This is a genomic window from Parajatrophihabitans canadensis, assembly GCF_053764775.1.
Genome location: NZ_CM132445.1, coordinates 4,504,556 through 4,531,463, shown reverse-complemented (window position 1 = coordinate 4,531,463; position 26,908 = coordinate 4,504,556). Strand labels below are relative to the sequence as shown.

At 59.9% G+C, this 26,908-nt stretch carries 28 protein-coding genes and 1 pseudogene; 17 read left to right on the top strand and 12 right to left on the bottom strand.

Annotated elements, in window-relative coordinates; genetic code table 11:
- The first annotated feature begins 74 nt into the window (after positions 1-74).
- The gene (locus ACSMXN_RS21835; protein WP_022915989.1) at positions 75-323 is read left to right on the top strand and encodes a hypothetical protein; all 249 of its coding nucleotides are present in this window, start codon (positions 75-77) and stop codon (positions 321-323) included.
- Between the two features lie 107 nt (positions 324-430).
- On the opposite strand, the gene ACSMXN_RS21830 is transcribed toward ACSMXN_RS21835, so the two are convergent.
- Genes ACSMXN_RS21830 through ACSMXN_RS21820 form a run of 3 tightly spaced genes read right to left on the bottom strand, consistent with a single transcriptional unit; the run spans position 431 to position 4,100 of the window.
- Complete coding sequence (locus tag ACSMXN_RS21830) at positions 431-2,374, bottom strand: DUF3732 domain-containing protein (RefSeq protein ID WP_022915988.1); 1,944 nt, start codon at positions 2,372-2,374, stop codon at positions 431-433.
- Positions 2,371-2,865, bottom strand: a complete 495-nt coding sequence (locus tag ACSMXN_RS21825; RefSeq protein ID WP_022915987.1) for a three component ABC system middle component — start codon at positions 2,863-2,865, stop codon at positions 2,371-2,373. The genes ACSMXN_RS21830 and ACSMXN_RS21825 overlap by 4 nt, the downstream gene beginning before the upstream one ends.
- Positions 2,862-4,100 (bottom strand): ABC-three component system protein, encoded by a 1,239-nt coding sequence (locus ACSMXN_RS21820; RefSeq protein WP_022915986.1) that lies wholly within the window; start codon positions 4,098-4,100, stop codon positions 2,862-2,864. The genes ACSMXN_RS21825 and ACSMXN_RS21820 overlap by 4 nt, the downstream gene beginning before the upstream one ends.
- 472 nt (positions 4,101-4,572) lie before the next feature.
- Here ACSMXN_RS21820 and ACSMXN_RS21815 point away from each other — a divergent pair, with 472 nt between their 5' ends.
- From ACSMXN_RS21815 to ACSMXN_RS21795, 5 genes are all read left to right on the top strand, one after another.
- A complete protein-coding gene (locus ACSMXN_RS21815) occupies positions 4,573-4,842 on the top strand; it encodes a hypothetical protein (protein ID WP_022915985.1) in 270 nt (89 codons plus the stop codon).
- 26 nt (positions 4,843-4,868) lie between these two features.
- Positions 4,869-5,078, top strand: coding sequence for a hypothetical protein (locus ACSMXN_RS21810; protein ID WP_155958610.1), 210 nt, complete (start codon positions 4,869-4,871; stop codon positions 5,076-5,078).
- A 146-nt stretch (positions 5,079-5,224) separates the two neighbouring features.
- The gene (locus ACSMXN_RS21805) at positions 5,225-5,782 is read left to right on the top strand and encodes a hypothetical protein (protein ID WP_022915983.1); all 558 of its coding nucleotides are present in this window, start codon (positions 5,225-5,227) and stop codon (positions 5,780-5,782) included.
- Between the two features lie 270 nt (positions 5,783-6,052).
- Complete coding sequence (locus ACSMXN_RS21800; RefSeq protein WP_022915981.1) at positions 6,053-6,343, top strand: transposase; 291 nt, start codon at positions 6,053-6,055, stop codon at positions 6,341-6,343.
- A complete protein-coding gene (locus ACSMXN_RS21795; RefSeq protein ID WP_022915980.1) occupies positions 6,327-6,674 on the top strand; it encodes a hypothetical protein in 348 nt (115 codons plus the stop codon). Before ACSMXN_RS21800 ends, ACSMXN_RS21795 begins: the two co-directional genes overlap by 17 nt.
- Here ACSMXN_RS21795 and ACSMXN_RS21790 read toward each other — a convergent pair.
- A complete protein-coding gene (locus ACSMXN_RS21790) occupies positions 6,671-7,084 on the bottom strand; it encodes a hypothetical protein (protein ID WP_022915979.1) in 414 nt (137 codons plus the stop codon). The two genes, ACSMXN_RS21795 and ACSMXN_RS21790, sit on opposite strands and share 4 nt — an antisense overlap.
- Before the next feature lie 334 nt (positions 7,085-7,418).
- Here ACSMXN_RS21790 and ACSMXN_RS21785 point away from each other — a divergent pair, with 334 nt between their 5' ends.
- The 5 genes from ACSMXN_RS21785 to ACSMXN_RS21765 all read left to right on the top strand — a co-directional run bounded on the left by ACSMXN_RS21785 (position 7,419) and on the right by ACSMXN_RS21765 (position 12,676).
- A complete protein-coding gene (locus ACSMXN_RS21785; protein WP_022915978.1) occupies positions 7,419-9,290 on the top strand; it encodes a P-loop NTPase fold protein in 1,872 nt (623 codons plus the stop codon).
- 440 nt (positions 9,291-9,730) lie between these two features.
- Positions 9,731-10,114: a hypothetical protein gene (locus ACSMXN_RS21780; RefSeq protein WP_196811483.1), complete on the top strand. Its 384-nt coding sequence runs from the start codon at positions 9,731-9,733 to the stop codon at positions 10,112-10,114.
- Positions 10,111-11,403 (top strand): hypothetical protein, encoded by a 1,293-nt coding sequence (locus ACSMXN_RS21775; protein WP_022915976.1) that lies wholly within the window; start codon positions 10,111-10,113, stop codon positions 11,401-11,403. The genes ACSMXN_RS21780 and ACSMXN_RS21775 overlap by 4 nt, the downstream gene beginning before the upstream one ends.
- The gene (locus ACSMXN_RS21770; protein WP_022915975.1) at positions 11,400-12,176 is read left to right on the top strand and encodes a TatD family hydrolase; all 777 of its coding nucleotides are present in this window, start codon (positions 11,400-11,402) and stop codon (positions 12,174-12,176) included. Before ACSMXN_RS21775 ends, ACSMXN_RS21770 begins: the two co-directional genes overlap by 4 nt.
- A 98-nt stretch (positions 12,177-12,274) precedes the next feature.
- Positions 12,275-12,676 (top strand): hypothetical protein, encoded by a 402-nt coding sequence (locus ACSMXN_RS21765; RefSeq protein WP_155958608.1) that lies wholly within the window; start codon positions 12,275-12,277, stop codon positions 12,674-12,676.
- Here the strand turns inward: ACSMXN_RS21765 and ACSMXN_RS21760 are convergent.
- A complete protein-coding gene (locus ACSMXN_RS21760) occupies positions 12,673-13,137 on the bottom strand; it encodes a hypothetical protein (RefSeq protein WP_022915973.1) in 465 nt (154 codons plus the stop codon). The two genes, ACSMXN_RS21765 and ACSMXN_RS21760, sit on opposite strands and share 4 nt — an antisense overlap.
- A gap of 287 nt (positions 13,138-13,424) precedes the next feature.
- Between ACSMXN_RS21760 and ACSMXN_RS21755 the strand changes: the two are divergent.
- Both ACSMXN_RS21755 and ACSMXN_RS21750 read left to right on the top strand, forming a co-directional pair.
- A pseudogene (locus ACSMXN_RS21755) lies at positions 13,425-14,054 on the top strand (caspase family protein); the annotation flags it as partial.
- 135 nt (positions 14,055-14,189) lie between these two features.
- Positions 14,190-16,451 (top strand): DEAD/DEAH box helicase, encoded by a 2,262-nt coding sequence (locus ACSMXN_RS21750; protein ID WP_455407790.1) that lies wholly within the window; start codon positions 14,190-14,192, stop codon positions 16,449-16,451.
- Positions 16,452-16,949: 498 nt separating this feature from the next.
- On the opposite strand, the gene ACSMXN_RS21745 is transcribed toward ACSMXN_RS21750, so the two are convergent.
- The 3 genes from ACSMXN_RS21745 to ACSMXN_RS21735 are packed head-to-tail and all read right to left on the bottom strand — an operon-like array spanning position 16,950 to position 18,978.
- The gene (locus ACSMXN_RS21745; RefSeq protein WP_455407638.1) at positions 16,950-17,402 is read right to left on the bottom strand and encodes a hypothetical protein; all 453 of its coding nucleotides are present in this window, start codon (positions 17,400-17,402) and stop codon (positions 16,950-16,952) included.
- 56 nt (positions 17,403-17,458) lie between these two features.
- Positions 17,459-18,091 carry a TlpA disulfide reductase family protein gene (locus ACSMXN_RS21740; RefSeq protein WP_022914555.1) on the bottom strand — a complete coding sequence of 211 codons (633 nt, stop codon included), beginning with the start codon at positions 18,089-18,091 and terminating at the stop codon, positions 17,459-17,461.
- Between the two features lie 47 nt (positions 18,092-18,138).
- On the bottom strand, positions 18,139-18,978 hold the full coding sequence (locus ACSMXN_RS21735; protein ID WP_196811374.1) for an SDR family oxidoreductase: 840 nt from the start codon (positions 18,976-18,978) through the stop codon (positions 18,139-18,141).
- A 129-nt stretch (positions 18,979-19,107) separates the two neighbouring features.
- Between ACSMXN_RS21735 and ACSMXN_RS21730 the strand changes: the two genes are divergently transcribed.
- The 4 genes from ACSMXN_RS21730 to ACSMXN_RS21715 all read left to right on the top strand — a co-directional run bounded on the left by ACSMXN_RS21730 (position 19,108) and on the right by ACSMXN_RS21715 (position 22,897).
- Positions 19,108-19,542, top strand: a complete 435-nt coding sequence (locus ACSMXN_RS21730; protein ID WP_022914553.1) for a MarR family transcriptional regulator — start codon at positions 19,108-19,110, stop codon at positions 19,540-19,542.
- Positions 19,543-20,028: 486 nt separating this feature from the next.
- Positions 20,029-21,222: an amidohydrolase family protein gene (locus ACSMXN_RS21725; RefSeq protein ID WP_051148976.1), complete on the top strand. Its 1,194-nt coding sequence runs from the start codon at positions 20,029-20,031 to the stop codon at positions 21,220-21,222.
- Positions 21,223-21,325: 103 nt separating this feature from the next.
- Complete coding sequence (locus ACSMXN_RS21720; RefSeq protein WP_081649245.1) at positions 21,326-21,964, top strand: TetR family transcriptional regulator; 639 nt, start codon at positions 21,326-21,328, stop codon at positions 21,962-21,964.
- A gap of 72 nt (positions 21,965-22,036) precedes the next feature.
- Entirely contained in the window at positions 22,037-22,897 is an 861-nt protein-coding gene (locus ACSMXN_RS21715; RefSeq protein ID WP_022914550.1) for an LLM class F420-dependent oxidoreductase, read from the top strand.
- Between the two features lie 8 nt (positions 22,898-22,905).
- On the opposite strand, the gene ACSMXN_RS21710 is transcribed toward ACSMXN_RS21715, so the two are convergent.
- The 4 genes from ACSMXN_RS21710 to ACSMXN_RS21695 all read right to left on the bottom strand — a co-directional run bounded on the left by ACSMXN_RS21710 (position 22,906) and on the right by ACSMXN_RS21695 (position 26,899).
- On the bottom strand, positions 22,906-23,547 hold the full coding sequence (locus ACSMXN_RS21710) for a TetR family transcriptional regulator (protein WP_022914549.1): 642 nt from the start codon (positions 23,545-23,547) through the stop codon (positions 22,906-22,908).
- Positions 23,537-23,962: an OB-fold domain-containing protein gene (locus ACSMXN_RS21705; protein WP_022914548.1), complete on the bottom strand. Its 426-nt coding sequence runs from the start codon at positions 23,960-23,962 to the stop codon at positions 23,537-23,539. The genes ACSMXN_RS21710 and ACSMXN_RS21705 overlap by 11 nt, the downstream gene beginning before the upstream one ends.
- On the bottom strand, positions 23,959-25,023 hold the full coding sequence (locus tag ACSMXN_RS21700; RefSeq protein ID WP_035944317.1) for a thiolase C-terminal domain-containing protein: 1,065 nt from the start codon (positions 25,021-25,023) through the stop codon (positions 23,959-23,961). Before ACSMXN_RS21700 ends, ACSMXN_RS21705 begins: the two co-directional genes overlap by 4 nt.
- 214 nt (positions 25,024-25,237) lie before the next feature.
- Positions 25,238-26,899: an AbgT family transporter gene (locus ACSMXN_RS21695; RefSeq protein ID WP_022914546.1), complete on the bottom strand. Its 1,662-nt coding sequence runs from the start codon at positions 26,897-26,899 to the stop codon at positions 25,238-25,240.
- Between the last annotated feature and the right edge of the window lie 9 nt (positions 26,900-26,908).

Below are 26,908 nucleotides of genomic sequence, written 5' to 3'. Positions count from 1 at the left end.
CGCGGCTCTCAGAGCCGTCCCGTCAAAGTCCTCTTTAAAATCCGGGGGGGGGGGGGGGATAATTTAAGTGCAGCATGTCCCGCACCGCCAATCAGCAGTACTTAGCTACCCATAATCGTCTTCGCCGGTTGTGGCTTACTGCTGCGGGCAACTATTCCCGGCTATCAGCTACGGAGCAGTGGCAGCTGGATGCCTACTTCCAGCCCGTGAACAACTTGACCCAGCAGCAGCTGCTTGAAGCACCGGCAGCTGATCACCTTGGATCGGCCCAGCCTGCCGCAGCAGCCTGGTCGGGCATTGGCCAAATTGGAAGCCCAGAGTGATGCTCCGGAGCCTGTTCTGGTCGCTCGTTTACGTGAACAGGTCCACCCACGGAAGAAACCTGTCAGGTCACGAGCAGCCTCCGGTCATCTGAGCGGTGACACCCTGCTCACTCACCGATCTGGTTGATCCAGCTCGCTGGGATCAGGGCCTGGCCGTCGACGCGCCACCTTTCGACCACTGCCTCAGCAAAACGCCGGTCGTTCAAATCTGCATGCTCGAGTATCAGAAGCTGAAAGCTTCCATTCGCGCTGTCGGCAAACCGGAAGAGAGCGTCAAACACTAGTGCCAACGACGCGTGGTCGTCATCGCCCAGCGATTCAAGGCCGGTCGAGTCCGGGGGGAAATAGACTTGCGAAGGTTGATCAAGAACTAAGAAACGCGGGACTGGTCGAGTGTGCTCAGCAAAGAACATATGCAGACCGATCAACGTGGCGAGATGGTAGCCGAGCCAGTTCGCGCCGCTCCCAATCTCACGGAGCCGATAGCTGCCGTGAGCGGTGTCGATTACGACGGTCAGCGCCCGTGCATCAAGCCGAACCGGCGCCGGTGCGTGCTCCAGTTCCAGCCTCGCAGCAACATCGGTGATTTGGTACGAGATGCGCGATAGTGCGGCGGCAAGTCGTTCCGCCGCCGCGTCAACATCAAGTTCGCGTCGAAGGATCTCGATCTCAGTTTGGATCTTGTCTAGTCGTACAGACGCGAACGCGGATTCAGTCTCGCGTGAGACTGAATCGAGAAATAGGGAGACCCGACCACGAACGGCCGCCCGCTGCAGCGATGTCTCACGGACAGATTCGAAGGTCTCGATGCTCTCCGACACACGTTCGATCTCTTGCTGGTTCGATCCGAGCTCGACAGTCAGCGCCGAAAGATGGCCCTCCGCAACGCCGAGTGCCACTTGGATTCGGGGACGATCCTGATTGACATCTGCTATTTCGCGACTGACCTGGGCAAGGTGTTCTTGGATGTCCGAGACGGCCGTGAGCGGATCAACCAGGACGGACTGGCACAGTGGGCAAGCATCGTTGTGCGGCTCGTCGTCGTCGGCCAACCTAAGTAGGTTAAGCGACTGTAAACGGCTTCGTCGTTCGCCAGCTTCGCCGGTGAAGTCGTCCTCGTATTTCGCTAGTTTCCGAAGCCGGCGAACTTCCGCTCGTGATTCGGAGTATGCGGTCCTGAGTTGCTCTCGCGCGCTGAGAAGGTCGGCCAACTCGTCCGTGCGATCTGAAGGAGGCAACAGCTCGACGCCTGCCTCGAGCACGCTAGATAGGGCCTCAATCGCACTAGATCGTGTCAGTGTCTCCGGCCGCGCGGCGAGCCCTACCGCCACGGCCTCCGACAGCAATCCCGCGGCCCGTCCAGGCGCGTGTGCAAGCGCAGTCTCATCGCTTGATCGCCGTTCGAGTTCTCGAAGCTCGCGCTCGCGTATCCGAAGCAACTCGCGCTTGACGACGTACTGTGGGTCGATCGTGCCAAGGAAATAGGGCAGCACGTCCCGAATAGCCTGCGGGATCCGCTCCTCACCCTGGTTGTGGAACAAAGTGTCTTGGTTGGCAATCTCGCCCTGGGTCTGGATACAGAAGAACAGCGCATGTCGAATGGTGGCGTCGAAGGCCGCTCGGCGACCGCTGCCGGGGTCTGTGATGTTGTCGTCGATCCCTGCAGCCCGGGATAGGAAGGCGATGCCGGAGTCTAGATTCGAGTTGATCGTGCAGTCCTCGATCTCGGGTGGCGGCGCATCCCTGTCGCGGTAGCTCACGTGCATCTGTGTGCTCGTGCCTCGGCCCCCGGCGGGCGCTGGGCGAGCCACGAGCACCACTCCGTCTTTCGTTTCCAGTTCCAGTGCGTAAACCTGCACTGCCTGGCGAACGACCCCAGCGGCAACGTGGTAGCCGGAGCTGCCGAGGCAGTAGTCGATGATGTCGATGATGGAGCTCTTACCTGTAGCAGATCGGCCGGTGACGATGTTGATTGCGTTCAAGCGGAACGGCAGAGTGCGACGGGCCCCAGAGGCGTTGTACAGATGCAGCGCCCGGATTTGGAAGGTCATGGAGTTACTCCCAGAATCGCACAAACGGTTGACGGCTGCCCTGCATGCGCTAGCCACCGACCGAGGTACACCGCGGCGCGCTGAGCGGCAGTTACATCGCTACTCTCGCTCCTTACAACCTTGGTCGGTCCATGCGAACCGGACGTGAATCGCGCCGCTGAGAGCTTGAGAACATCGTGTCGTAGGGCGAACAGTAGTCCTTCGTTCACGATCGGGACCATTCCAGCGATCTTTGACTGAAGTGACAGCTGCATATCGTCGTTGGCCATCGCCCAACTCGTGAACTTCGTCGTCACGTTCATGGAGAGTGTGGCACGGGCGTCGGGATATAGCGCAATCGTCGCAACGATTGGTGCGTAGATGTAGGGCATTCCTGCAGCATCAACGCCCTGGTACCCATTTGTTGCGCGTGATAGCAGCAACGCGATCAGCGCCGGATTCAGCAGGGTTGCGACTTCCGGCGGCTCATGACGACTGTTCCTCCTCGTCACGCCGTGAGCGCCGGTTCCAACAGGCCCATCAGTCGCGCCGCGAACTCCGGATGCCAGCCGACGCCGGTTTCGGATCGGTCCGCCAACATGTGCAGCGAGCCGCGAACGAGAAACCTCTCGGTACAGTGTTCTCGAATTGGTGGGGCCGTTGCTTCCTCTACCCACCGATATATCTCGCGGGCCACGGCGGTCTTGGCAGCCTCGCTGGAGTCGGCGGACAGCTCCTCCGCGTATCGGTCGAATACGTATCGCCACTCTTCAACCAGTCGCCGCTCATAGCCGTCGAGCTCGTCTGGACCTACGAGGCTGTCACGCGTCCATCTCGATCGCTGGGTGTATGCCCGTAGGTAGTCCCTGACCGCTGAGGCGATTCTCGATGTACCTACCCCGGCCCAGCCGATTTGCGCGACGAACAGGTGATCTGTGAAGGCACTAGTGTCAGGCTCGAGAAGTGGGACGTCGCTGTCAATTGGGAGATTTTCGGGAAGGAACGCTTCGCGCATGTCGCTAACGAAGGCGTCGAATTCGTCACCGGTGACGTAGGCGACTGAGGTTGCCCGAAGAATCTCGATGCACCGCTGGAACCACCAACCTTCAAGTCGTGACACAAACGCAGAGATCTGGCTGCGACGCACCGACAAGCCACAGATGTCGTGGAGGAGATCTTTCACAGCATCGATGTCTGGGCTCTCTGGAACTACGGTGACGCGGTCCAGTAGTGCTAGCCGTTGGGCGTCAGTCAGTGCCGTCCAAGCGGCGTAAGACTTGGCGTTGGACTGCGATCCGCCGGCGTCAGCGATTGCGTTCAATTCTGCGACTGCCACATCCACATTCCGGCGTTCCCCGTCGGCTACGAGGTACTCCGCTATCGTGCCTTGCACGGCCGTGCTCGTCGTCACCAGGAACAAGTGGCTGGTCGGAAGCTCGATGGTTTGATCGTTGACGCTCTCGGCCCAGATCCGGAGCGTCTTCCACAGGTCCGAACTCGCGTTTGTCAGGGTTGTCCCCGGCGCGCGATGCTTGATTTGGAAGAGGCTTCGGTAGCCATTCGCCGATACGAGCTCCACGTCGTCGCCCGCCTCGACAGAAATCTGCCAATCGACGCCGACTCTGAGCAGCTCGAGTGCGCGCAGGAGAGCGTAGCGCATCTGCATTGCGTAACCCGCCGCTGCCGCGCTCGCATCGAACAGACTTTTGGGTTTCGTCGTGGGCGCTGCGGCGCCGTCCTCAGCCATGCGTCTGATCATCTACTATGCGACCCGATGCGATCTGCAGCGGGCCTGCCACGCCGCGCGCCCCTACTGCCGCGCCCGAAGAGGGTTCGACCAGGAATCCGACCAGGGTGCTCGTACGCCCTCGAACCCGCGATCGCGGATGCCATCGGCAGGTGTCGCCCACACCTACGTATCAGCGGGCTGCGAACGAGGCATCGGATGATGCGTGACATCGAGGTACTGGATCCGCGTGGCAGGCCGATGAAGGCTGCAAGTATCGCCGACGGCGCCTCGTTCGAGCGTCGATGCTCTCAAGCTGAGAGACTTCGCGAATGGTCTTCTCGTTCCGACTCCACGTGCTTTCGTGAATCTCACACCACGGAATTGGTGCGAACGCGGGTGTGCCTGAATCGTCATGGACGCACATGAGCGAAGCTGGTGTCGCGCACTCCCGCAAAGTGTTCGCCATCCCCGAACGCCACGCCTGTACTGGATGATATGCCGGTCACCAGAAAAGAACGGCTACGCTTACTACGGCGCCACGCTGAAGATCATTCCCCGGGTACTGGAGCGCGTCGCCCCGAAGACCATGAAGAGAGTCGACCTCTGGTTCAACAAGAGATGGATCAACGGCGAGATGGACGCGGGCTCACGCATCATCAACATCGGCGAGCCACCTGGCATACCGCCTAGCGACTTCTACAACATGGAGCTCGACCAGGTTGACGGCTATTGGAACTATTTCCAGGACATCCAGCCATGATCCACATCCGACGCGTATCGTCCAAGATGCCGTTCTCTCGACGTTACGAGGTCGAGGTTGCGCCACATGGCTGGCCCGAGAACGCGCGACGACAGATCACGAGCACGCCGAAAGGTGTTCTCGAACCGCTCCTCGGTGTTGGCGACGCATGGTCGTTCGTCGAGGAAGCCGATCGTCAGTGGGCCGCAGGGAACCGGGGCTGGGCTGTCGAGTTCGAAGAGGAAATAGGGAATTGAAATGAATAGGCGGCGGCCTCGGGCTTTCTGCGCCATCGCCTGCCTGCTCGCGTTAGTCGTCGGTTCCTGTTCACGCTGCTCGGGTTGACGTTGGCGCCTGATCCTGCCTCCTCTTGCACGGGGGTTATCCGACATCGTGGACGTCGATGAGCGATGAGGCCGAGTTGTCGATTCAGCGTGTCAGGTACGACGAGATATTCAACGGTAAGCAGATCGTCGGCGACGCGCGGGTGACCCTGAGAATCACGAATCTGGCTTACCTCACCGGGCAGGGTGACGTGGTCAAGGCTGAAGTAACTCTCGACGTCGAAGATCTCGACCTGCTGATCTCGGGGCTGAAACGTCATCGACGAGACTTTGACCGATTCGAGAACAACTTCGAGCGAAGAGGTGTTCGGACGATGACCGCGGCAACCGTTGGTCAGAGCGCAACGGACGACGTCATTGAGCGGAAGACTAAGAGCAAGGGTCCGATCATCGTGACGGTGGACTCCCGCGCTAAGTGGGGCCGGCGGAGGTTCAAGCTGTACGCCGCTTCGCGGCTGGTGGCGTCGCACACTGGTGTCGCTGCTCTCGTATTGGTGGTTGCGCGAGACCCACGCCGAATGCAGACGTCAAGTATCCGATTGTCGTGGCTGCAGTCATATCGGACTTCGGCCTTGCCGAGGCAAACAAGATCGTCATCCTCCGGGCCCTCGAGTTGATGGCTCTCGGGCGGTTCGACCATGACCTCATGCGAAACAGCAACCCGCGGACGATCGAGGAGTCCAGTCGGGTACTGGACGAGATCGGGGCAGCGCTTTAGCCTCTCAGAAACCGCAACCGGCCCGGGTACGCAGTCACCGCGTACCCGGGCCGAACCATGTTCAAACTCTTCGCAAGGTCATCCTATTAAGGCGAGTGTCCGCCCCCCGCTTTTCGGTCCACATCTTGTGGGAGTCGTCGAAAGATGAGAGGACCTGTGGGGGTGGCTGATGCCTGGTAAGCGGTACACGGCGGAGCAGATCGTGGCGAAGCTGCGAGAGGCGGAGAAGCTGCAGGGCCAGGGGATGACGATCCCGCAGGTCTGCAGGCGGCTGCAGTGCAGCGAGCAGACGTTCTACCGATGGCGCGCGAAGTGCGGCGCGTTGAAGGAGGACGAGGCCCAGCGGTTGAAGGCGTTGGAGCAGGTGAACGCCCGGCCAGAAACTTTGTACCAGAGACAGAACTGTACCGACGCGGTGCAGTTCTTTTGGTCGTCTTCGCCGGTTGTGGCTCACTGCTGAGGGCATCTATTCCTGGCTATCAGCTACTGAGCAGTGGCAGCTCCATGCCTACTACCAACCCTCGAACAACTTGAGTCAGCCGGAGCTAATCGAGCACCGCCAGCTGATCACCCTGGATCGACCGAGTCTGCCGCAGCAGGCTGGTCGGGCCCTGGCCAAGCTGGAAGCCCAGCTAGCAGAAGGCGATCCGCCGCCGAGAGTCTTATCCGCTAAGCGTCGCTGGGCCCATACCGAGCGTCGGATCACGGTCACGTCGGTCGTTCACCCGGAGCCGGATGCGGAGCGACTGGCCAAGGTGCTGCTGGAGATCTTCCGGGAGCAGCAGCCCTAGTCGGCTCGCGGCTTGCTCCGCCAGGCCGTCGGGCTGCGCAGGACGCCGCCAGCTTGCTTGAGCCGCAGCCGAATCGTGTCCGGACTGACCTCGTAGCGCGCCGCCAGCGAATAGGTCGATAAGCCGGACTTGTACTGTATAATAAGTTCCGCGACTTGAGCATCGGCCAACAGGGACTGGTTCGAACGCAACGGGATACCCAGCCGAACCAAGTGGTTCCGGGCCGTCTCGCGGTCGATCCCAAAGGACTTGGCCAGTCCATTAATGGTGTCACCAGCCTCGTAGCGGGCGACAACGTCCTCGAGCTCGGCTTCGGTAAGCAGGCGCATCTTCTTCACCGGCTTCGGTGATTCCGCCGGTTTCCGGGGGCTGCATTGGGCTTGCTCGAACAGAGCTGTCAGCTTCTTCATTGGCTGTTCATGATTGCAGTAAGTTCGCAAGACCCGCACCAAACAGGTACCTTACGAGTCTTACTAGAAACTTTGTACCAGCGACAGGGCTGTACCGATGCGGTGCAGTTCTTTTGTTTTGACCGCTATCCGACCGCATCGGGCGAACGGCGCTCCAGAGGTGGGGCCGGGCTCGGTACGGCCATCGGTACATGTTTTCGTGCCGTTCAGCCCCAGGGGTGGATGTACCGATACTGTTCCCGAGGACCTTCAGAAACTCCTCTTACCACTGCTGAGTTTGTCATTCGTGCGGAAAATAGCAGCTTTTGTCCAGAATAGTGAGATAATAACAAATATGACTGAGGCCGTTTTTCCGCTCTGGTCCGACGAACCGTCTGGTACAGACCTGCTTTCCTTTGATGCTGTTGCTACGACCCTCGTCGACGCAATTTTTGATGAGGGCCTTGACCCTATTGCGCTTGGCCTATCAGGCTCCTGGGGCAGCGGCAAGACAACTGTGCTCTCACTGGTGCAGGCGGAGATTGAGCGGCGCTCGAAGAAGTCTGCCTCAAGTGTTCTCGTAATACCGGTCGAACCGTGGCGATTCGATCCTTCGCTTGGGCCCAAGGAGAGTCTCATCTCCGAAGTCTTAACCGCGCTTGCCGGCGAGATCAGGGAGGCCGCGGGAACGGGCGACAAAGCGAAGAAGCTCCTCAGTGACCTAGCCAAACGGGTTAATTGGGCGAAGGCCCTCAAGATGGCTGCGATGACCTCGATGACGCTGCAGCTGCCGAAGCCGGAGGATCTGCTTGGGTTGATTAAGGAGGGCGCCGCGGATGAGCTCGGCGGCGAGCGGGGGTTAGGTAAGTTTCGTGAAGAGTTTGCGAAGCTTCTAGAATCTGACGAGCTATCGCATGTATCACGGGTAGTTGTCCTGGTAGATGACCTTGATCGCTGCTTGCCAGACACAGTAGTTGAAACGCTTGAGTCGATCCGCCTCTTCTTGTCGGCTAAAGGGATGTCGTTCGTACTAGCTGCAGACGAAGAACGAGTCGCGGACGCAATCCGCCGCCATCTGGGCGGGTCACCTGTGCCGCCCTCTGAGGAAGAGGACGTTGCCACCCTCTACCTTCACAAGATAGTTCAAACGACGATTCCGCTTCCAGGCCTGAGCAGATTCGACACGCAGGCATACCTTTTCTTGCTCCTCTCGCGGGCGAAAGTCGGCGAGCCTGAGTTCAATCAGCTAGTGGCGCAGTGTGCGGCAGTTAGGCAGAGCGGCGGCAGCGTTGACGACCTTGAACTTCCCAAGGACGTTGATCTGACCGAGGCTCTTACGACAGCAGGGCGTCTGACGCCAATCCTGTATGAGAAATTCAAAGGGAATCCGCGTCGTATCAAGAGGTTCCTCAATGATCTAAATGTGCGTCTGGCTGTGGCCAGGAGACGTGGCATCAAGCTTCCAACCGACGCGGTCGCCAAGCTTATGGTGCTTGAACGTCTTCTGCCTGAGGACTTCAAACTTGTGTTGGATTGGCTGGCGACGGGCCAATTGCGTGATCGACTGGAGGCTCTTGACGCCATCGCGAACAAAGGCGTTGCCGCATCCGCACCAAATAGGGACACAGCGAAAACACCATCTACGTCGTCTGCCGCGAAACGCGTAGCACAGAAGAAACCCGCTGAGGACGTGTCGCCGGCCGCCGATGAAACCGGCCTGACCGATACCCTTGTGCGGTGGGCGAAACTTCCGCCCGTACTGGATGCCACGGACGTGTCTGGGTATCTGTACTTGGCCGCCTCGTTCGCTCGCATTGAGTTGATTGACGAAGGTCTCCCGCAGCGTCTGCGAGACATTGCCGCGGCTCTGACCTCGGGCCTGAAAGTTGATCGCGCCGCAGTCACAGATGACGATCTCCGGGCACTCTCCGAATCTGACGCGCAGCTACTCGTGAGTTTCCTTGGCAAGCGAACACGAGACCAGCCGTCACTTCAGAAGTTCACGGTGTCCGCGATTCTGCGACTGGTTGATGTGCATCCGACCGTGACGCCGAGTGGCTTGGCGGCGCTTAAGATTCTGCCGATCCCAGATATTGAACCTGCGACCGCACTGAAATTTAAGGCACTACCGGTTTACCGGTCAGTTCTTGAGGCATGGAAGACAGGGAACGGGTCGCACTCCTTCGTCAATGCCGTCACTCTGGTTATCGACGGGTGGGATGAATAGGCATGGGTACGAGTGGTTCATTTGGCGGCAGCGGCGGTAAGGATGCGTCTGACCTTCGAGACTCGATCGCCGAGTGGCTTGATCAGGAAGCCGACGCCTCATCCAAGCCCATGTCACCGGTCGACTCGACGGATGATGGCGCAGGTAGCTCAAACACCCCTCAGCCCCACGCAATCGATCTCGGACCAGCGATACGGCTCCTTCTAAGGTCTGGTAGCGGTAGCGGCGGCGGTGGTGGCGGTGGTTCCAGCTCGGGTGGTGGTGCTGGCGGTGGTAGATCGTCGGGAGGGCCAGCGCGGTCAACTTCAAAAATATCCCGCGCGGCAGGTCGCGCCGGACAGCTGGCCAGGGCATACGCCACAGGTGATCGTGAGAGCCTCGAAACGGCCGGGCTCAACTACAACGACCTTCAGGCGCTGAACGATCCGATTCAGGTCGGCATGCTCATTGTAGAAGCGGCGTTTGATACACAACCAGACAGCTCGATCGACGACGCGGAAGCGCGGGACATGATCGCTGAGGTCGTGGACTGGATACTCCAGGCACCGAGCGATCAAACCCCATCTCCTGACGACGTCGTGCGCAAGACGATTGAAGTGATGGTTGTAGACGTGATTCTCACTGAGGTTGGAGCCACGATCCGCAAGGACGGCGCTTCGTACGAGAGTCGCAAGAGCAGCGAAACAATGATCCGCAATGCTGCCGAAGAACTTGCTTCTCAGGTCTCCCTGTCAGCCACAGGCGCAACAGCTGCTGAGATAACGAGCGCGATCGACAGTTGCGTTGAACAGCTCGGCAAGATCTTCGGTGAGGGTAACTCATGACTCGCCATATCTTGACCCTTTCGGAAGAAGTCGCTCGATCCGTAGACGGCTACGACGAAGTGTTCTTATGGGACAAGGGTAAAAGCTCAGCGTTTACCGGCTCGCTCGGCCCGTACCTGGAGAAGCTTGGCCCAATCGGCTTGTTGAACCTGGACTTTGTGCGTATCGCCCTTGGCGTCTTTGCCTCCGATCGATCTACTAGCAGACAACGTGGCGGTTCAGACTGGAATAGGCGCCAATTCGAGCTGACGGTATCCGTTTCCGAACCTGATCTCTGGCAGCGTCATGCCAATCGCCTGTCAGAGATCGTCAACTTTCTTACGGGTGACCAATGGGCCTTCGTGTTCAGGGAGGCGGAAGTCGGTCCCGAAAATGTGCTCACGCTCGACGATGCCTCGTACGAGCGCACTGTCCTCCTGAGCGGAGGAGCTGATTCGGCGACGGGAGCGCTTCTCTCACGACACGAACTTAAGGTGGGCGAGGGCCAGGCGCTCGTATCTCATTTCAGTTCCACCACAATCTCACCACTCCAAAAGCAAGCCGCCACTACTATCCGAGACCTCGTACCCGGACGAAAACAGATACACCACCAGCTGTATCTAAATCGCGGGGCACGCCGGCTAGATGGCAGCTCGTTTCAAAGTGAACCATCAAATCGGTCGAGGTCACTATTGTTCCTGGCCGTCGGACTCGCCGTCGCGGAGCAAGGCCAGACACCCCTGTGGATACCGGAGAACGGGTTCGCTTCGCTCAACCCACCGCTCGGGCCTGATCGTCGCGGGAGTCTATCGACTCACACTACCCACCCCAAGTTCCTACACGACCTAGGGCGATTGCTGACGGATATAGGTGCGCACGGCGCGATCACGAACCCGTTCGAGAGGATGACTAAAGGGGAAATGTTCGGGAGGTTGGCCAAGACAGTGGGCACCGATGCGGCGTCACACCTCCTGAGTGCCACGAATTCGTGCGCTCATACTGACGGCCGCTACAGCGGCGCCTCCCCAGCGCGTTCATGTGGAGTCTGTTTTGGCTGCATCGTGAGGCGGGCATCCTTCGCGGCAGCCAAGCTCCCTGACTCAACCGTCTACTTAAGTGATGACACGAGCGGCAAATACACCGAGTTCGTCGATCAGAAGTCCATCCTGACGTCAATGCGCGACTTCGCTACCGATGGCGTCAGCCGTCGAACGATCATGGCTATGTCTCTGCCACCTGACTATCCAGCACGTGAGGCTTTGGATTTATGCAATAGGGGTATCGAGGAACTGCGAGCGTATCTAGGGTGAGCCCAAACCTTCCACCGCTAGACATGCACGCCCATATCAACCCTTCCATCTCGGCCAGAGAGCTCGAGGGACTGGGTGCCGTAGTTTTCGCCGCAACACGCTCGTCGCATGAGTTTCAGCAGGTAATGTCTCGAAAGGATCAAGTAACCATCTGGGGTCTTGGTTGTCATCCAGGTATAGCCGATGCTCAGCGAGCTTTCGACACGACCCTCTTTGGCGACCTGCTGCAACATACGGCATTTGTGAGCGAGATCGGGTTGGACGTCAAGTCAGCAGTTCCATTGAAGTTGCAACGCAAAAACCTCGACGCCATTCTGGATCTTGTGGCGTCGCATCAACGGATACTGTCAATTCACAGCTACGGAGCGACAGGCGCAGTCCTGAGCGCCCTTGAGGACAGACCGTTGCATGGGGTAGTCCTGCACTGGTGGCTTGGCAGTACCCGAGAAACTGAAAAAGCGGTTGATCTCGGGTGCTACTTCTCTGTCAACTATGCGATGACCCGGGCAGGTGCCCAAAGGAGTTTGCCCCTTGACCGCATACTCTTTGAAACTGATCATCCGGCTGGCAACCGACACTCTGCCGTACCCCCTCGACCTGGTGGGCTAACGGACGTCGAAGACCTAATGGCGCGGGATTTTGAGCTCGAACCGGCGGAGATCAGGCTTCGAGCTTGGCAAACCTTCTCACGGATGGTTGAAGATACAGGCGTAGCAGAGCTTTTGCCGGTTCCGGTCAGGCGCATGATCACTGCGGCATCTAATTCAAACTAGTCGGGTTTGACCTTCAAATCAGGAACCCCGTTCAAATCCTCTTGAAAATCCGGGGGGGGGGGGGGGGGGGGGGGGGGGGGGAATAATCTAATTGCAGCATGTCCCGCACCACCAATCAGCAGTACTTAGCTACTCATAGTCGTCTTCGCCGGTTGTGGCTTACTGCTGAGGGCAACTATTCCTGGCTATCAGCTACCGAGCAGTGGCAGCTTCATGCCTACTTCCAACCCTCAGGCAATCTCAGTCAACAGCAGCTGCTTGAGCACCGCCAGCTGATCACCCTCAATCGACCGAGTCTGCCACAGCAGGCTGGTCGGGCTCTGGCCAAGTTGGAAGCCCAGCTGGCAGAAGGTGATCCGCCACCAAGAGTCTTATCCGCTAAGGGTCGCTGGGCCCATACCGAGCGGCGGATCACGGTCACGTCGGTCGTTCACCCCGAGCCGGATGCTGAACGACTGGCCAAGGTGCTGCTGGAGATCTTCCGGGAGCGGCAGCCCTAGCCGGGTCGTGGAGCCGCCGGCGGCTTGCTCCGCCAGTCCGTCGAGCTGCGCAGGACCACCCCAGCTTGCTTCAGTCGCAGGCGAATCGTGTCTGGACTGACCTCGTAGCGCGTTGCTAGCGAATAGGTCGATAAGCCGGACTTGTACTGTATAATAACTTCCGCGACTTGAGCAGCGGTCAACAGGGACTGGTTCGAACGCAACGGGATACCCAATCGAATCAAGTGGTTCCGCGCAGTTTCCCGGTCGATCCCGAAGGACTTAGCCAACCCATTGATGGTGTCACCGGCCTCGTACTGGGCGACGACGTCGTTGAGCTCGGCTTCGGTAAGTAGGCGCATTTTCTTGACCGGTCTCGGCGGTTCCGCCGGTTTCCGGGGGCTGCGTTGGGCTTGCTCGAGCAGAGCTGTCAGCTTCTTCGTCGGCTGTTCATGATTGCAGTAAGTTCGCAGGACCCGCACCAAACAGGTACCTTACGAGCCTTACTAGAAACTTTGTACCAGAGACAGGGCTGTACCGATGCGGTGCAGTCCTTTTGTTTTGACCAATACTCGCCCGCACAGACCGAACAGCGCTTCAGGGGTGGGGCTGCGCTCGGTACGGGCATCGGTACACGTTCTTGCTGATTTTGCCTCAGGGGTGGATGTACCGATGGTGTTGCAAACCGAGGCACTGTAGATGCTGTCGCCCTCCTCCAGAAAACTCCTTGCGATACTTTGAACACGAATCGCGGTAGAATGGGAGAGTCGTGTTTAAAGGTTTATTTATTGGCATTGATCGCTATAGCCCACCCGTCAATCGGTTGTCTTGCGCGCGCGCCGATGCCGTCGCCTTGAGCAGTCTCTTTCAAGACAACACAGATGGCGACATCAGGGTTCTAACCGATGCGGATGCGACGCGAGTAAACATTCTTGCCGGTTTAGATGCTTTGAAGTCGGCAGACGTGGATGACCTCGTTGTCGTGACGTTTTCCGGGCACGGGACACACGACCATCGCTTGGTTCCAGTCGATGCGGACGACACTGATTTGGCAGGGACGTGTCTTTCGCTTGATGAACTCGCCCTGCAGCTTGATCAGATACCGGCCAGGCAGCTCGTTGTGGTGCTCGATTGCTGTTTCGCAGGCGGCTTCGGTGGGGCCCGCGTTTTCGCCCCAACAACCGCAAGGTCTGCCGTCGAAGATCGACAGGTTGTCGAGCGCCTCGTTCGAGGCGATGGTCGCGTTGTACTCATGGCGTCTGGCAGAGGAGAACCAGCTCTCGAAACGCAACGGTTCGGTCATGGCCTGTTTACGTATCACCTTCTGGAAGCCTTGCAAGGTGTAGGCGACCTCGCAACCGCGGCCCAGATCCCGTTATACGCGTTGCTTGACCATGTGACTACTAGCGTCATCGACTCAGCGCACTTACTCAGTGAAGTCCAAACCCCAACACTCTATGGATCAGTCGAGGGTTCTCCCGCTCTGCCGCGGCTGACTCCTGGTGCCGCTTACGCGGCGGCATTTCCTGATCGGGTGCGGCCGCCCGCCAATCACGAATGGAGTTCGCTGCTGCCGTATGGCTTTAGTCCACAAGTTGTGGATCGGTGGTCTGCGGTGATGCCGGGGATCAACGAACTACAGCAGCAAGCTATCAATGACTTTGGTGTGCTTAGCGGAAAGTCATTACTCGTCGTAGCTCCCACTTCGTCGGGCAAGACCCTGATCGGAGAGCTGGCGGCGATCCGCGCGGCCGAGAGCGGGTCCCGGGCCATCATGTTGTTGCCAATGCGGGCGCTGGTTAACGACAAGTACGACTATTTTGCAGGGTTGTACGGAGATCATCTGACTGTCGTTCGTGCGACTGGCGAACACTCCGACCAAGTCGGCTCGATCTATTCAGGGCAGTACGATTTGGCCCTGCTCACATATGAGAAGTTTCTCAACATTATTACGGGTAGCCCTTGGGTGATGCGCGGGATTTCACTCGTTGTTATTGACGAGGCGCAAAATATTTCGGATCTGTCGCGTGGAGCATCTCTGGAGTTCTTGATCACTCTGCTGCGTTCCGGGCATGCGCGGGGAGGTGCTCCGCAGATTGTGGCGCTGTCCGCAGTTATTGGCGAGACCCATGGTCTCGAACGGTGGCTTGACGCTGGCCTGCTGAAGACTGAGGCACGGCCGATTCCGTTGCGGGAGAGCGTAGTTAACGCTGCTGGGCATGCCATTCATCTAATGCCGGATGGTTCGACAGTAGAAGAACAGTTCATCACGCCGGCCTGGGGAGTTGGTGGTCAGGGTAGCAAGCCGACTATCATTCCTCTTGTTCAACGGCTAGTTGCTGAGGGCAAGAAGGTCATCGTTTTTCGCGCCATGAAAGGCGAAACGATCGGCACGGCCCACTACCTAGCTTCAGCGCTGGGCCTGCAACCCGCACAGTCTGTACTTGATCAACTTCCGGATGGTGATCTTTCGTCTTCCTCTGATTCATTGCGGCAATCGTTGGCTGGAGGGGTTGGCTTTCATAACGCCGACCTCAGCGCTGCCGAGCGGACAGCTCTCGAAACGCGGTTTCGAGAGCCGGGGTCGGATCTAAAAGTCATCGTTGCTACGACGACTTTGGCAATGGGTATAAACACTCCGGCAGAAGCGGTGGTAATAGCTGGCCTGACTCATCCTGGCCTGACGCCTACCCCGTACTCCGTCGCAGAATACAAGAACATGGTTGGACGGTCGGGTCGTCTCGGTTTTGCCGCGGCCGGCGAGTCGTACATCGTTGCCACCGGTGATCCTTCGCCACAGCAGGCGTGGCAGCGATATGTCTTGGGCCAGCCGGAGGCGGTCACGTCCCACTTCCTCGATCAGACCACAGATCCACAGACGATGATTCTTCGTAGCCTTGTGGCGCTCGGTGGGTCAGTTGCCGAGTTTGAGTTGCTTGCCCTTCTCGAAAACAGCTTTGCGATTTGGCAAAGAGTCGACCGAGGAGGAAACGGCTGGGACAGGGCTTCGCTCCAAGAAAGCCTGAGCGCATTGCTACAGGCGCAGCTCCTGGATATCGAGCCTGGGGGCCTCCTGACCGTAACTGAGCTGGGTCGGTTCGCAGGTGAGTCTGGGATTGAAGTTCGATCCGTGACGCAGGTTTCATCGCTCCTGCGTTTCGTGGACGGCACGCCGCTATCGGAAGCCGATTTAATCGTGATTGCGCAGGTCACCGTTGAGATGGATGGCATGTATCTCCCGGTGGCAACTCGCTCGCACCAGGAACAGGCAAGGTGGCCGCAGGCGCTCCGGGTGCTTGGGGTTCAAGACAATCTACTGAACGGACTGCATGTCGGTGGAGGCACGTCCTTGGCCAGGGCGAAGAAGGCAGTCGCTGTTCTTCGGTTCGCGAGCCGGGCGCAGATGTCAGCGATTGAGGATGAACTCATGCAGCACATGCGTGATCGATCGGCTGCGGGCGCCATACGCGCAGTATCTGGACGCACCCGGGACGTCATCGATGCCGTCGCCACAGTGTGTCGTGTCCGTGGCGCCAGCGTCGCTAATCAGGATGGCATCGCCGATCTTGGTACTCGCCTGGAGATCGGATTGCCTGCCGAACTCGGCACGCTCGCGAGCAGTCTCGGGAACGTACTCTCGCGAGCAAACTACCTGTCGTTATTGGGCGCAGGCCTTACTACTTTGGAGGCGATCGGTGCGGCGGCTGAAGAACAGCTAGTGGCTCTCTTGGGCGAGCTAACTGCGCGAAATACCAGAGCTTCGATTGCGGCAATGAGACAGCCGGGCGGCAGCTAAGCCTGGCGCTGGCAGCAATCGAGTTGATTTATGAAGCCCAACCGGTATCTGGTCAAATGGCAACATATTGACCCAGCGGGGGGGGGGGGGGATAATCTAAGTGCAGCATGTCCCGTACCACCAATCAGCAGTACTTAGCTACCCATAGTCGTCTTCGCCGGTTGTGGCTTACTGCTGAGGGCATCTATTCCTGGCTATCAGCGACGGGCAGCTCCATGCCTACTTCCAGCCCTCGAACAATCTGAGCCAGCCGCAGCTGCTTGCGCACCGCCAGCTGATCACCCTCAATCGACCGAGTCTGCCGCAGCAGGCTGGTCGGGCTCTGGCCAAGTTGGAAGCCCAGCTGAGAGAAGGCGATCCGCCGCCGCGGGTCCTATCCTCTAAGGGTCGCTGGGCCCATACCGAGCGACACATCACGGTCACGTCGGTCGTCCACCCGGAGCCAGATGCGGAGCGACTGGCCAAGGTGCTGCTGGACATCTTCCGGGAGCAGCAGCCCTAATCGGCTCGCGACTTGCTCCGCCAAGCCGTTGGACTGCGCATGACCACCCCAGCTTGCTTGAGCCGCAGCCGAATCGTGTCCGGACTGACCGCGTAGCGCGCTGCCAACGTGTAGGTAGATATGCCGGACTTGTACTGTATAATTATTTCTGCGACCTGAGCAGCGGTCAGCAGGGACTGGTTCGAGCGTAAGGGGATTCCCAATCGAATCAAGTGGTTCCGTGCCGTCTCGCGGTCGATCCCAAAGGATTTGGCCAGCCCGTTGATGGTGTCTCCAGCCTCATAGCGGGCGACAACGTCCTCGAGCTCGGCTTCGGTAAGCAGGCGCATTTTCTTGACCGGCTTCGGTGATTCCGCCGGTTTCCGGGGGCTGCGTTGGGCTTGCTCGAGCAGAGCTGTCAGCTTCTTCGTCGGCTGTTCATGATTGCAGTAAGTTCGCAGGACCCGCACCAGAGTGCTCTCTTTCAAACCTTCGGCATGCGAGGTGTTCCAGACGCCCTGCAGGCTCAGGCTTCCTTGGCTAGCACGTCGAGGTCGGGTGTCAGATCATCTGGCTGGAGGCGCCCTAAGTAAACCGCCGCGACCCGACCGTGCTTGTCGATCACGATGGTGCCCGGCAAAGTGATCGGGATGCTTCCGATCTCCAGCGCGGTCTTCGCCGGCGGGTCATAGATGATCGGGAAGCTAAGTTTCTTCTCCGCTATCCAGGACGAAGCGCTGCTCTTGGATGGATCCTTGGTATTCACGCCGACGAACTTGACGCCCGAAGCCTTGCGCTGGCGATAGAGCGCATCCATCTCTGGGGCCTCGGTTTGGCATGGTCCGCACCAGGAAGCGAAATAGCTCAGCACCACGACGTTGCCCGCATCCTGGCTCAGTTGATACTGGGCTCCACCATCCAACAGTGAGCCCGACATCGCCCCGGCCTGTGCGCGGCGATCAACGGGAATGACCGTTCCGAGCGGTGTCGACTGTTTGTAGCGATACAAACCATCCGGCGTGCTGTTGCCGGTGCAACCGGACAGTACCGACACCGTTACCGCCGCCATGCAAAGTGCAACCACATGGTTTTTCTGCTCACGACGGTCATGGAGCCAAGTCTGCAATGGCGGCGAGATCCAAACACCGCTTTCCGCCATTTGAGACGGAGCCCATAGCTGCGGCGGGCCGGACAAGGGGCTGTCTTTCAGGCAGTAGCCATGGTGAGAATTTGGCCGCTGAACGTCATCGGATCTTCGGCGGTGATGACGTTGAGCACGGTGGAGACCAAGTCACCCATGGACGCGTACTCGGTGGTGTTGATGAAGCCGCGCCCGGCCATTAGATCGGCGAGTTCGGTACGGATCGGTCCTGGGGATACCGCCACGATCGCTATCTTGTCGGCAGCCAATTCGGAGGCCGCTTTGTTGGTCAGGCGGTTGAGAGCGGCCTTCGTCGTCGCGTAACCGAGGCTGAGGTTGTCCGCTGAACGCTGTGCGTCGACCACGCCCGCGGACGGCGGAGGAACGATCTCGGCCGCCTCAGAGCTGATGTTCACAATCACCCCGCCGCCGTCTCTGCGCAGATAGGGAGTCGCCAAGACCATCAGCAAGAACGGGGCGTGGACGTTGATGGCAAATTGGCGCAGCCAGCTGTCGAGGCGGTCGTCTGCGGACGTGGTGTCCGCAGCTGCAACATCAGCAAGCCCTAGCATTGCCTCCACCATCGGCTCGAGCTCCTGGCCCACCATGTCGGCTGCGTTGTTCACGACGACGTCGATGCCGCCAAACGCGGCGACGGTCTGCTCGACCAGCAGCCTGAGGTCGTCGGGGTTTGCGACGTCGCACTTCACCGCAAGAGCGTCTCCGCCGGCTTGCTTGATCAGTTCGACGGTCTCGCCGATGGTGCCCGGCAGGGTCCGCCGAGGTTCGACGGTGCGCGCCGCGATGACGACCTTCGCTCCTTGTCGGCCTAGCTCCAGTGCGATCTGCCGCCCGAGCCCGCGGCTACCGCCGGTGACGATCGCGACCTTATTCGTCAGGTTCACTATTTCTCCTTGAGCGTTCTGCTTGAGCGCAGGCAAAAAAATCATTCGTGTCGGTTCCATGACCGACCTCGGATGTACGTTAGAATCAATAGTTGAGTTAGTCAACTACGTAGTTAGGAAACTATCGTCGTGAGCACGCCCGCCGACAGTGACGACGCCGCGGAGGATCTCAGGCAGCTCGCCATTACGTTCATCGCGCAGTCTCGGGTGATCTTCAACGATCTGGACGTCCTGGTCCGCAGTTTGGGGCTCACCGGCCCGCTCGGCGAGTTGATGTGGCATCTGGCGCCCGAGGAAGACCCGCCAGCGATGAAGGACCTAGCCACCGCGATGCACTGTGACCGCTCGAATATCACCGGTCTCGTGGAGCGGCTCGTCAAGCAAGGGCTGGCTGAACGTACGGAGGATCCTGTGGATCGTCGCTCCAAGACAATTCGGCTCACACCGGAAGGCGCGGGGATACGCCGGACGCTGCTGGAGAACTTTCAAGAGCGGTCCGTCTTCTCCAGTTTGCACCCCGATGAGGTGCGCGATCTGCTCCGCCTGCTTCGCAAAATTGGCTAGCTATTCGAAGCCGAATGGGCACTCAGATCTGCACAGGTTCGGCCTAGAGACTTGAGTGTCGGCTATACCTGATTCCTAGGGGCCATGGATTGCGGCCGCCTCGGCGAGAAAAAGTGGCCCTTGCCGATGCCAGTAACGCTGTTACGATCGACGCAAACCAAGCGATGGTCAACCTGCGGTGCATGTGCCGAAAGGAATGTCACGTGGGACGAGTAGACGGCAGAGTCGCATTCGCTAGCCGAAGTGTGCCGTTCTCTTACCCAGAGTCAGCGGACGGCGCCCCACCCCGTCGCAATCGCTGAGACCGGCCCCAGCAGCGGCTGAACGCCGTTCTGTTAACGACCGAAACTCCAGACGAACCGAAACTCGAGACGAACCGAAACTCCAATCGACCGAAACTCCAGACCACCCAAAGACTCCACCACCGAGAGAGAGGCTCCTGTGTCCAGACTTCTGGATTACCCGGTGTTTGATGCCGACAACCACATGTATGAGACGACGGATGCGTTCACCAAGTATCTGCCGCCAGAGTATGCGGGATTGGTGAAGTACGTACAGGTGAACGGCCGGACGAAGATTGCGCTGCGCAACGTCATCAGCGAATACATTCCGAACCCGACCTTCAACAAGGTCGCGCCTCCCGGTGCCCAAGAGTTGGAGTTCCGGCTCAAGAACCCTTCGTCGAAGCACAAGTCGAAGCCTGGCGACAAGGAGCTGTTGCCGCCGCCCCGCTACATCGAAGCCGAACCGGCGTTTTTCAACCCCGAAGAGCGTCTCGTGCTCCTGGACTCGCAAAACGTCGACCGGGCGATGATGTGGCCGACACTGGCCAGTTTGCTGGAGGAGCGACTTGCCGACGACCCGAAGGCAACCGCCGTGGTGGTGCACGCGCTCAACGAATGGATGCACGAGCACTGGACCTACAACTTCGAGAACCGCATTTTCCCGACGCCCGTCATCAATCTGTCGATCGTCGACGAGGCGATCCGCGAGCTTGACTACGTCGTCGAGCGCGGGGCTCGGGCCGTCCTGATCCGGCCGGCCCCGGTACCGGACTTCGGAAGCCGTCGCCGCTCGATGGCGTTGCCCGAGTACGACCCGTTCTGGAAGAAGGTCCAGGAGTCTGGCGTGCTGGTCGGCATGCATTCCTCCGACGACGGTGCGCAGCGCTTCCTGAATGAATGGGAAGGCCACACCGGTGAGTTCCTGCCCTTCGGCGGCCGTCCGAGTGCCTTCTCAGCGCTGGTGAACAGCGAATACCGCAACATTCGCGACACGATCTACTCGATCATCGGCCACGGCCTGGCAACCCGGTTCCCGGACATTCGATTCATGCCGATCGAAAACGGCAGCCAGTGGGTTCCGACCGCGTTGAAGCAGTTCCAGAAGCTGTATGCCCGGTCGCCCAACATCTTCGACGAGGACCCATTAGTGGCGTTCCACCGCTCGATCTTCATTCACCCCTTCTTCGAAGAAGACGTGATGGGCATCGTCGAGCTCGTCGGCGCGGACAATGTCGTATTCGGCTCCGATTACCCGCACCCCGAAGGATTGTTCGACCCGGTCACCTTCGTAGACGAGATCGACGAGTTGCCCGAAGCCGACAAGGCCAAGGTCATGGGCGGCAATCTCGCCAAGCTCATGGGTGTCGACCCGACTTCCAGGGCCCTTCCGGTCTGAGGCGTACCGCGCGGGGCCAGCCGAGATCGGCTGGCCCCGCGCGTGGTAATAACGGCGTCTAGTAACAGCGTCACTGGGGGCGGCAAGGAGCAAATCAACGAAGATGACCGCGGCAAACCTAGCGCTAGGACGAGTGGCACCGGCGGGCACCAGCCCTGATCAAAATTCTCACGACGCGATTCTCGATGCTGTGGTGCAGCTCATCGAAACCAAGGGTTACGACGCAGTGCAGCTTCGCGATATCGCGAGCGAAGCGCACGTGTCACTGAGCACCATCTATAAGCGGTACGGGACCCGAGATGAGCTCATGGTCGCCGCGATTGCACGGTGGATGGACGACAATCGCTACGCCGGCCTGAAATTCACCCAACGCGACGAGCCGGTGTTCGACGGCTTGATGCGCGTCTACCGCACAATCTTCGAACCGTGGGAACGGCATCCCCGCATGCTGCATGCCTATCACCGTGCGAGGTCGAACCCCGGCGCCGATCAGCTCGTCGCGCAAGGTCGATCTGCTGTCGAGCCGATCAGCCACGCGATCTTGGGCGATGCCGACCCTGAATGGATGGCAGACGTCGGCCTCATCTTGTGGAACATGGTCTACGCCCTCATGGGCCGCTTCACCGACGGCGAGATCGCCATCACCGAAATCCTGCCGACGCTCGAGCGGACGTTGTTCCGCTTGACCGACGGTTGTGGCCAACCGCCGAGGGCCGTCCCGAAACGCCAAACGAAATCCTGACCCTCCAAAGCCCTCGAGCCAAGCCGGATCGCGAAGCGCAGCCGCTACAGTGCTTGCCGGGAGGAAATTCATATGGATCTGTCGGGTATAGGTATCTGGAGTCACCAGCTTCGTTTCGGTGATCGGAGCGAGTCAGCTGAAGCGGCTGCGGAGTTGGAAGAGCTCGGCTTTTCCGCGGTGTGGATTCCGGACACCGGCGGTGCGGTGTTCGCCGCCGTCGCCCATCTGCTCGCCGCGACAGACCAGATGGTGGTCGCAACCGGCATCCTGAATCTCTGGATGAATTCGCCCGAGGCAACCGCGGCGGCGTATGCCGAACTGTCGGCGGCGCACGGTGATCGGTTCTTGCTGGGTATCGGCGTCAGCCACGCCCCGCTCATCGACAGAGACGAGCCCGGCCGGTACCAGCGACCGCTTGCCGCCATGGCAACGTTCCTCGATGGACTCGACCAGGCGGACAAGCCGGTGCCCGCATCGAGCCGAGTGCTAGCGGCGCTTGGTCCGAAGATGCTGGAGATGGCACGACTGCGGTCGCGGGGAGTGCATCCATACCTCGTGACACCGGAGCACACTGCACTGGCTCGTCAGGCGGTAGGCGCCGACGCGCTCGTCTTGCCAGAACAGACGGTGATTCTCTGTTCCGGAATGGAGGAAGCACGTTCCATCGGTGACGCCTGGCTGCGTCAATACCTCTCGCTTCCGAACTACGCGAACAGCCTCCTGCGACTCGGCTTCTCGCCCGACGATCTGACGTCGGTGAGCGACCGGCTGTTCAGCGCCGTGATCGCCTGGGGAGACGAGGACACAATCGGGCGCAGAGTGGACGAGCATCGTGCTGCGGGTGCCGACCACATCTGCGTACAAGTGCTGACCAGCGAGCCGAATGACATGCCGCGAACGCAGTGGCGACGCCTCGCGGCCGCCCTGCTGTAGGCCGGCGATCACACCAGCTTGCGATGTGCCAACCGCACAGTCCTCTCGCCGGCGACGATGCCACGAATGAGTTCGAAGCTCTGTGCTGTGACCTCCGTGAGATCGCCCTTGGACTGTAACCAGCTCTGGTACGCGCGATCCATCGCCAGACCCGCAAGGCTGGCCGTCACCTGACACCTCTCGTCAGCCTGGGCAAGAGATCTCCGGGCGGCAAGCGCCTGAGCGACGGCTGTGTTGTGCTTCGCGCTGTCCTGAGCATGTTGACCCACCAGCGCGGTCGAGGTCTGCAATGCGCGGAAATAAAGCGAGATGCGCTTCTTCAGCGGTACGACCAGCGGGCACAGCGAGATGATCGTGGCCTCGAGTGCGGCGAAGTCGTCAAGTTCGAACGGTTGTCGAGGCAGCTCGCGCACAATTGCTGAATTGAAGGCATCCCCACCGAAGAACAACACCCGGTCCTTGGTCTCGAAATACCTGAAGAAGGTCCGCGGTGAAACGCCGGCCCGTTCAGCAATCTCTTCGGTCGACGTGGCGTCGTATCCCTTCGCTGCGAACAGCTCCAGCGCCGCGTCGATCAGCGACTGACGGGTCTGGCTCTTGTGTTCGCTGCGGCCGTCGACGCGTTGGCTGGGTTCGGCTTCAGGCGTCAAGGGGCGCGAACACCGGGACCTTGAAGTCGCCACCGGGCAGGTCGACAAGCTGTGCCCGTACCCGCATGCCGCACGAAACCCGTTCAGGCTCGAGGCCAACGATTCGACCTGGTAGCCGCAGACCTTTCTGCTCATCCAATTCGATGAGGCCGACGACGTACGGCACGCTCTCGACGTAACCGGGCGCAACCGCTTGGCGCTGAACGATGAAGGTGTACACAGTTCCGGTTCCGGCCACGTCCTCGAAGGACGTCGGACCGGCGCAGGCGCGACACCGTTCCAGCGGCGGTTGCAGCCACAAACCGCACGCCTGACAGCGACACATCGCCAGGTGGCCCGCGGCCGTCGCCTGCCAGAAAGGCGCGGTATCGGCATCGGGCGCCGGCTGCGGCGGTATCGACATCGTCGGCGTCACAGCGGGGACGTCCCATAGACAAGAGCCCCACCGTAGGGGCCCGCGCCGGAGGTCACGAGCGCAGTTTCGGCATCAGCGACCTGACGATCGCCGGCCTCGCCACGTAACTGCAGAACAGCCTCGTAGTGATGGTTCATGCCATGGATGTAGCCCTCGGACAGCAACCCGCCGTGCGGGTTGACCACGACGTCGCCCCCATAGGTCGCACGCCCGGCTCGAAAGTAGTCGCCGACTTCGCCCTTTTCGCAGAAGCCGAAGTCCTCAAAGGTTGCCATCACGGTAAAGGTGAAGCAGTCATACATGCAGGCCACGTCGATATCAGCCGCGCTCAGTCCGGTGCGCGACCAGAGTTTCGGTGCGGTGTCGCGGGAGAACATCGACGTCATGTCGTCCCACTGATCGACCGAGCCGCCGAACCGGTTGCCATCGGCGGCACCGAGCAGATACACCGGCTTGTGCGGCAGATCGGCAGCGCGCTCTGCAGAAGTCACTACGATCGCGACTGCTCCATCGACCTCATAGCAGCAGTCGAACAGCCGGAAAGGCTCGTTGATCCAGCGGCTGTTGAGGTAGTCCTCAATAGTTATCGGGTTGCGTCCCACCGCATGCGGGTTGTTCGAGGCGTGCGCTCGCTCTTGCACGGCGATCGCGCCCAGGTCCTCCGACGTCGAGCCGTATTCGTACTGATGACGGCGGCAGAACATCGCAAACCACTGGGGCGGCACCAGATACCCCTGGGGCGCGGCGAATTGGGCTTCGCCGCCGACCTCGACCCGGCCGAACGCCTTGCCGTAGCGGGTGTTCGAGCCAAGCACCCGGTACACGACAACAACGTCGGCCTGACCCGAAATGATGGCGGTGGCAGCACCAGCGACAGTGCTGGTGACGATGTTGCCACCCCCCGCCACGCTCAGGCTCCAGCCGAGGTTGTCGACTCCGATCGCGTGCGCCACCTGGCTAGGGCCGGACGAGTCGCCCGTACCGAAGCAGGTGAACCCGTCAACGTCGGCCGCAGTCAACCCGCAGTCGGCCAAGGCGTTACGCGCAGCCTCGGCGGCCATCGACAGCGTGGTCCGTCCGGACGATCTCTGATATTGGGTGCGGCCGATGCCGACGACCGCGGCGCCCTGCAGCGAACGGTTCACTGGACCTCCTGGGTGTCCGGCGCCAACCGGCAATTTCAGCAGGTCACGTCGCCGGGCAAAGTAGTGACACTCGACTGCCAGAAGCATAGAGCAGGCCGCCGACGGACACCAGGCAACGGACAGTCGGCGACTACACCTTGACCGGGTAGCCAGGTCCAAGCGGAATGCCGAGGAAGTACCAGATCACGAAGAAGATCAACCAACCGATGGCGATGATCACGGCGTAGGGAATCATCAGGGAGACGACGGTCCCGATACCGGCGTCCTTCCGATATTTCTGTGCGAAGACCACGATCACGGCGAGATAGACCATCAGCGGTGTAACCACGTTGAAGGGCGAGTCGCCCACACGGTAGGCGGCGAGGACGGTCTGCGGGGCAACCCCGAGGCGGATCATGAGCGGTATGAAGATCGGCGCCAGGATAGCCCACTTCGGTACGACGCCAGGGATGATCAGGTCCAGCAAGAACGTGACCATGATCAGCAGAATGAGCAACCAGATCGCCCCGATGTTTGCCCGCTCCAAGGCGTCGGCCAACTTCACCGCCGCGATCTGCGCCATGTTGCTGTAGTTGAAGTACGCCAGGAACTGGCTGATGATCAACAACATGAAGATCATTCCGGACAGGCCGGAGTAGGTCTTCACCACCGCCGCAACCGCGGGAACGCTGCCGCGCATCGTTCGGGCACCGACGCCGTAACACAGCCCGACGACCAAGAAGATGATCGAGATGATGAAGATGAGGCTTTCCATCAAGGGTGAATCACCGATGATGGCACCAGTTTCCGGGTTTCGCAGCGGTGCGCCCGATGGGGCGGTCAGGGCCACCAGCGCGGCGAGAGTGGCCAGCAACCCCCAGAGTGCATAGCGCAGTCCCCTCGACTCATCGGCCGGGTCGATCGGCACCTCGGCCTGCACATCCTTCGTTCCCTCATACTTGCCGAGGCGAGGTTCGACGATTCGAGTCGTCACGATGGTGATCAAGAACGCGAGGAAGAACGTCGATACGATCGAGAAGTACAGGTTCGCGGTCAGATCGATCGACTCGTTCGGATTCACTGTGTGGATAGCCTGATTCGTGATCTCGGTGATCATCGCGTCGACCGGGGTGATGAGCACGTTGACCCCGAAGGCACCACCGACGCCGGCGAAGGCTGCGGCCAGGCCCGCCAACGGATGTCGGCCGAGCGAGACGAAGGCGGCCGCACCCAACGGAATGAGTACCAGATAGCCAGCATCAGAAGCGATGCTCGAGATGATGCCCAGCAGCACGATGATGAAAGTGATCGTAGGTCGCGGTGCTACCTTCACGAGCTTTCGGATGAGCGCGGCGATAAGGCCAGCCTCTTCGGCGACCCCGACACCGATCATGGCGACGAGAATGACACCGACCACGCCAAAGCTCGTGAAGTTCGTGACGGCGGAGGTGAAGATGAACCGTAGACCTTTGACCGTGAGTAGGCCTTCGATCCGGACGATCTCGGTGTGCGTGTGATAATCGCCGACGTGTTCAGCGCCCGGCGGCAACACCGAACTACCACCTGGATAGACGTTATCGGGCTCCACACCGATAGGCGTGGTGGATTCGATCTTGGCGTGGACGTTGAACAGATACAGGATCTGGGAAAGGACGATCACCAGGCCGCACAGGTACAAGAAGATGATCGCGGGGTGGGGCACCTTGTTGCCGAGGACCTCGATACCATCGAGCATCTTCTGGACAATCCCGCGCTTGGACGCGACATCGCCAGCGTCTTCGCTGTCGGCAGTCAGGTCGGTACTTTCGGCCATGTCAGGTCC

What these genes read in the sequence shown, in the direction of transcription:
- ACSMXN_RS21835 (WP_022915989.1), top strand. Translation starts at nt 75, where the DNA reads ATGTCCCGCACCGCCAATCAGCAGTACTTAGCTACCCATAATCGTCTT.
- ACSMXN_RS21830 (WP_022915988.1), bottom strand. Translation starts at nt 2,374, where the DNA reads ATGACCTTCCAAATCCGGGCGCTGCATCTGTACAACGCCTCTGGGGCC.
- ACSMXN_RS21820 (WP_022915986.1), bottom strand. Translation starts at nt 4,100, where the DNA reads ATGGCTGAGGACGGCGCCGCAGCGCCCACGACGAAACCCAAAAGTCTG.
- ACSMXN_RS21815 (WP_022915985.1), top strand. Translation starts at nt 4,573, where the DNA reads ATGATATGCCGGTCACCAGAAAAGAACGGCTACGCTTACTACGGCGCC.
- ACSMXN_RS21810 (WP_155958610.1), top strand. Translation starts at nt 4,869, where the DNA reads ATGCCGTTCTCTCGACGTTACGAGGTCGAGGTTGCGCCACATGGCTGG.
- ACSMXN_RS21805 (WP_022915983.1), top strand. Translation starts at nt 5,225, where the DNA reads ATGAGCGATGAGGCCGAGTTGTCGATTCAGCGTGTCAGGTACGACGAG.
- ACSMXN_RS21800 (WP_022915981.1), top strand. Translation starts at nt 6,053, where the DNA reads ATGCCTGGTAAGCGGTACACGGCGGAGCAGATCGTGGCGAAGCTGCGA.
- ACSMXN_RS21790 (WP_022915979.1), bottom strand. Translation starts at nt 7,084, where the DNA reads ATGAAGAAGCTGACAGCTCTGTTCGAGCAAGCCCAATGCAGCCCCCGG.
- ACSMXN_RS21785 (WP_022915978.1), top strand. Translation starts at nt 7,419, where the DNA reads ATGACTGAGGCCGTTTTTCCGCTCTGGTCCGACGAACCGTCTGGTACA.
- ACSMXN_RS21780 (WP_196811483.1), top strand. Translation starts at nt 9,731, where the DNA reads ATGCTCATTGTAGAAGCGGCGTTTGATACACAACCAGACAGCTCGATC.
- ACSMXN_RS21775 (WP_022915976.1), top strand. Translation starts at nt 10,111, where the DNA reads ATGACTCGCCATATCTTGACCCTTTCGGAAGAAGTCGCTCGATCCGTA.
- ACSMXN_RS21765 (WP_155958608.1), top strand. Translation starts at nt 12,275, where the DNA reads ATGTCCCGCACCACCAATCAGCAGTACTTAGCTACTCATAGTCGTCTT.
- ACSMXN_RS21740 (WP_022914555.1), bottom strand. Translation starts at nt 18,091, where the DNA reads ATGGCGGAAAGCGGTGTTTGGATCTCGCCGCCATTGCAGACTTGGCTC.
- ACSMXN_RS21725 (WP_051148976.1), top strand. Translation starts at nt 20,029, where the DNA reads ATGTATGAGACGACGGATGCGTTCACCAAGTATCTGCCGCCAGAGTAT.
- ACSMXN_RS21720 (WP_081649245.1), top strand. Translation starts at nt 21,326, where the DNA reads ATGACCGCGGCAAACCTAGCGCTAGGACGAGTGGCACCGGCGGGCACC.
- ACSMXN_RS21715 (WP_022914550.1), top strand. Translation starts at nt 22,037, where the DNA reads ATGGATCTGTCGGGTATAGGTATCTGGAGTCACCAGCTTCGTTTCGGT.
- ACSMXN_RS21700 (WP_035944317.1), bottom strand. Translation starts at nt 25,023, where the DNA reads ATGGCCGCCGAGGCTGCGCGTAACGCCTTGGCCGACTGCGGGTTGACT.
- ACSMXN_RS21695 (WP_022914546.1), bottom strand. Translation starts at nt 26,899, where the DNA reads ATGGCCGAAAGTACCGACCTGACTGCCGACAGCGAAGACGCTGGCGAT.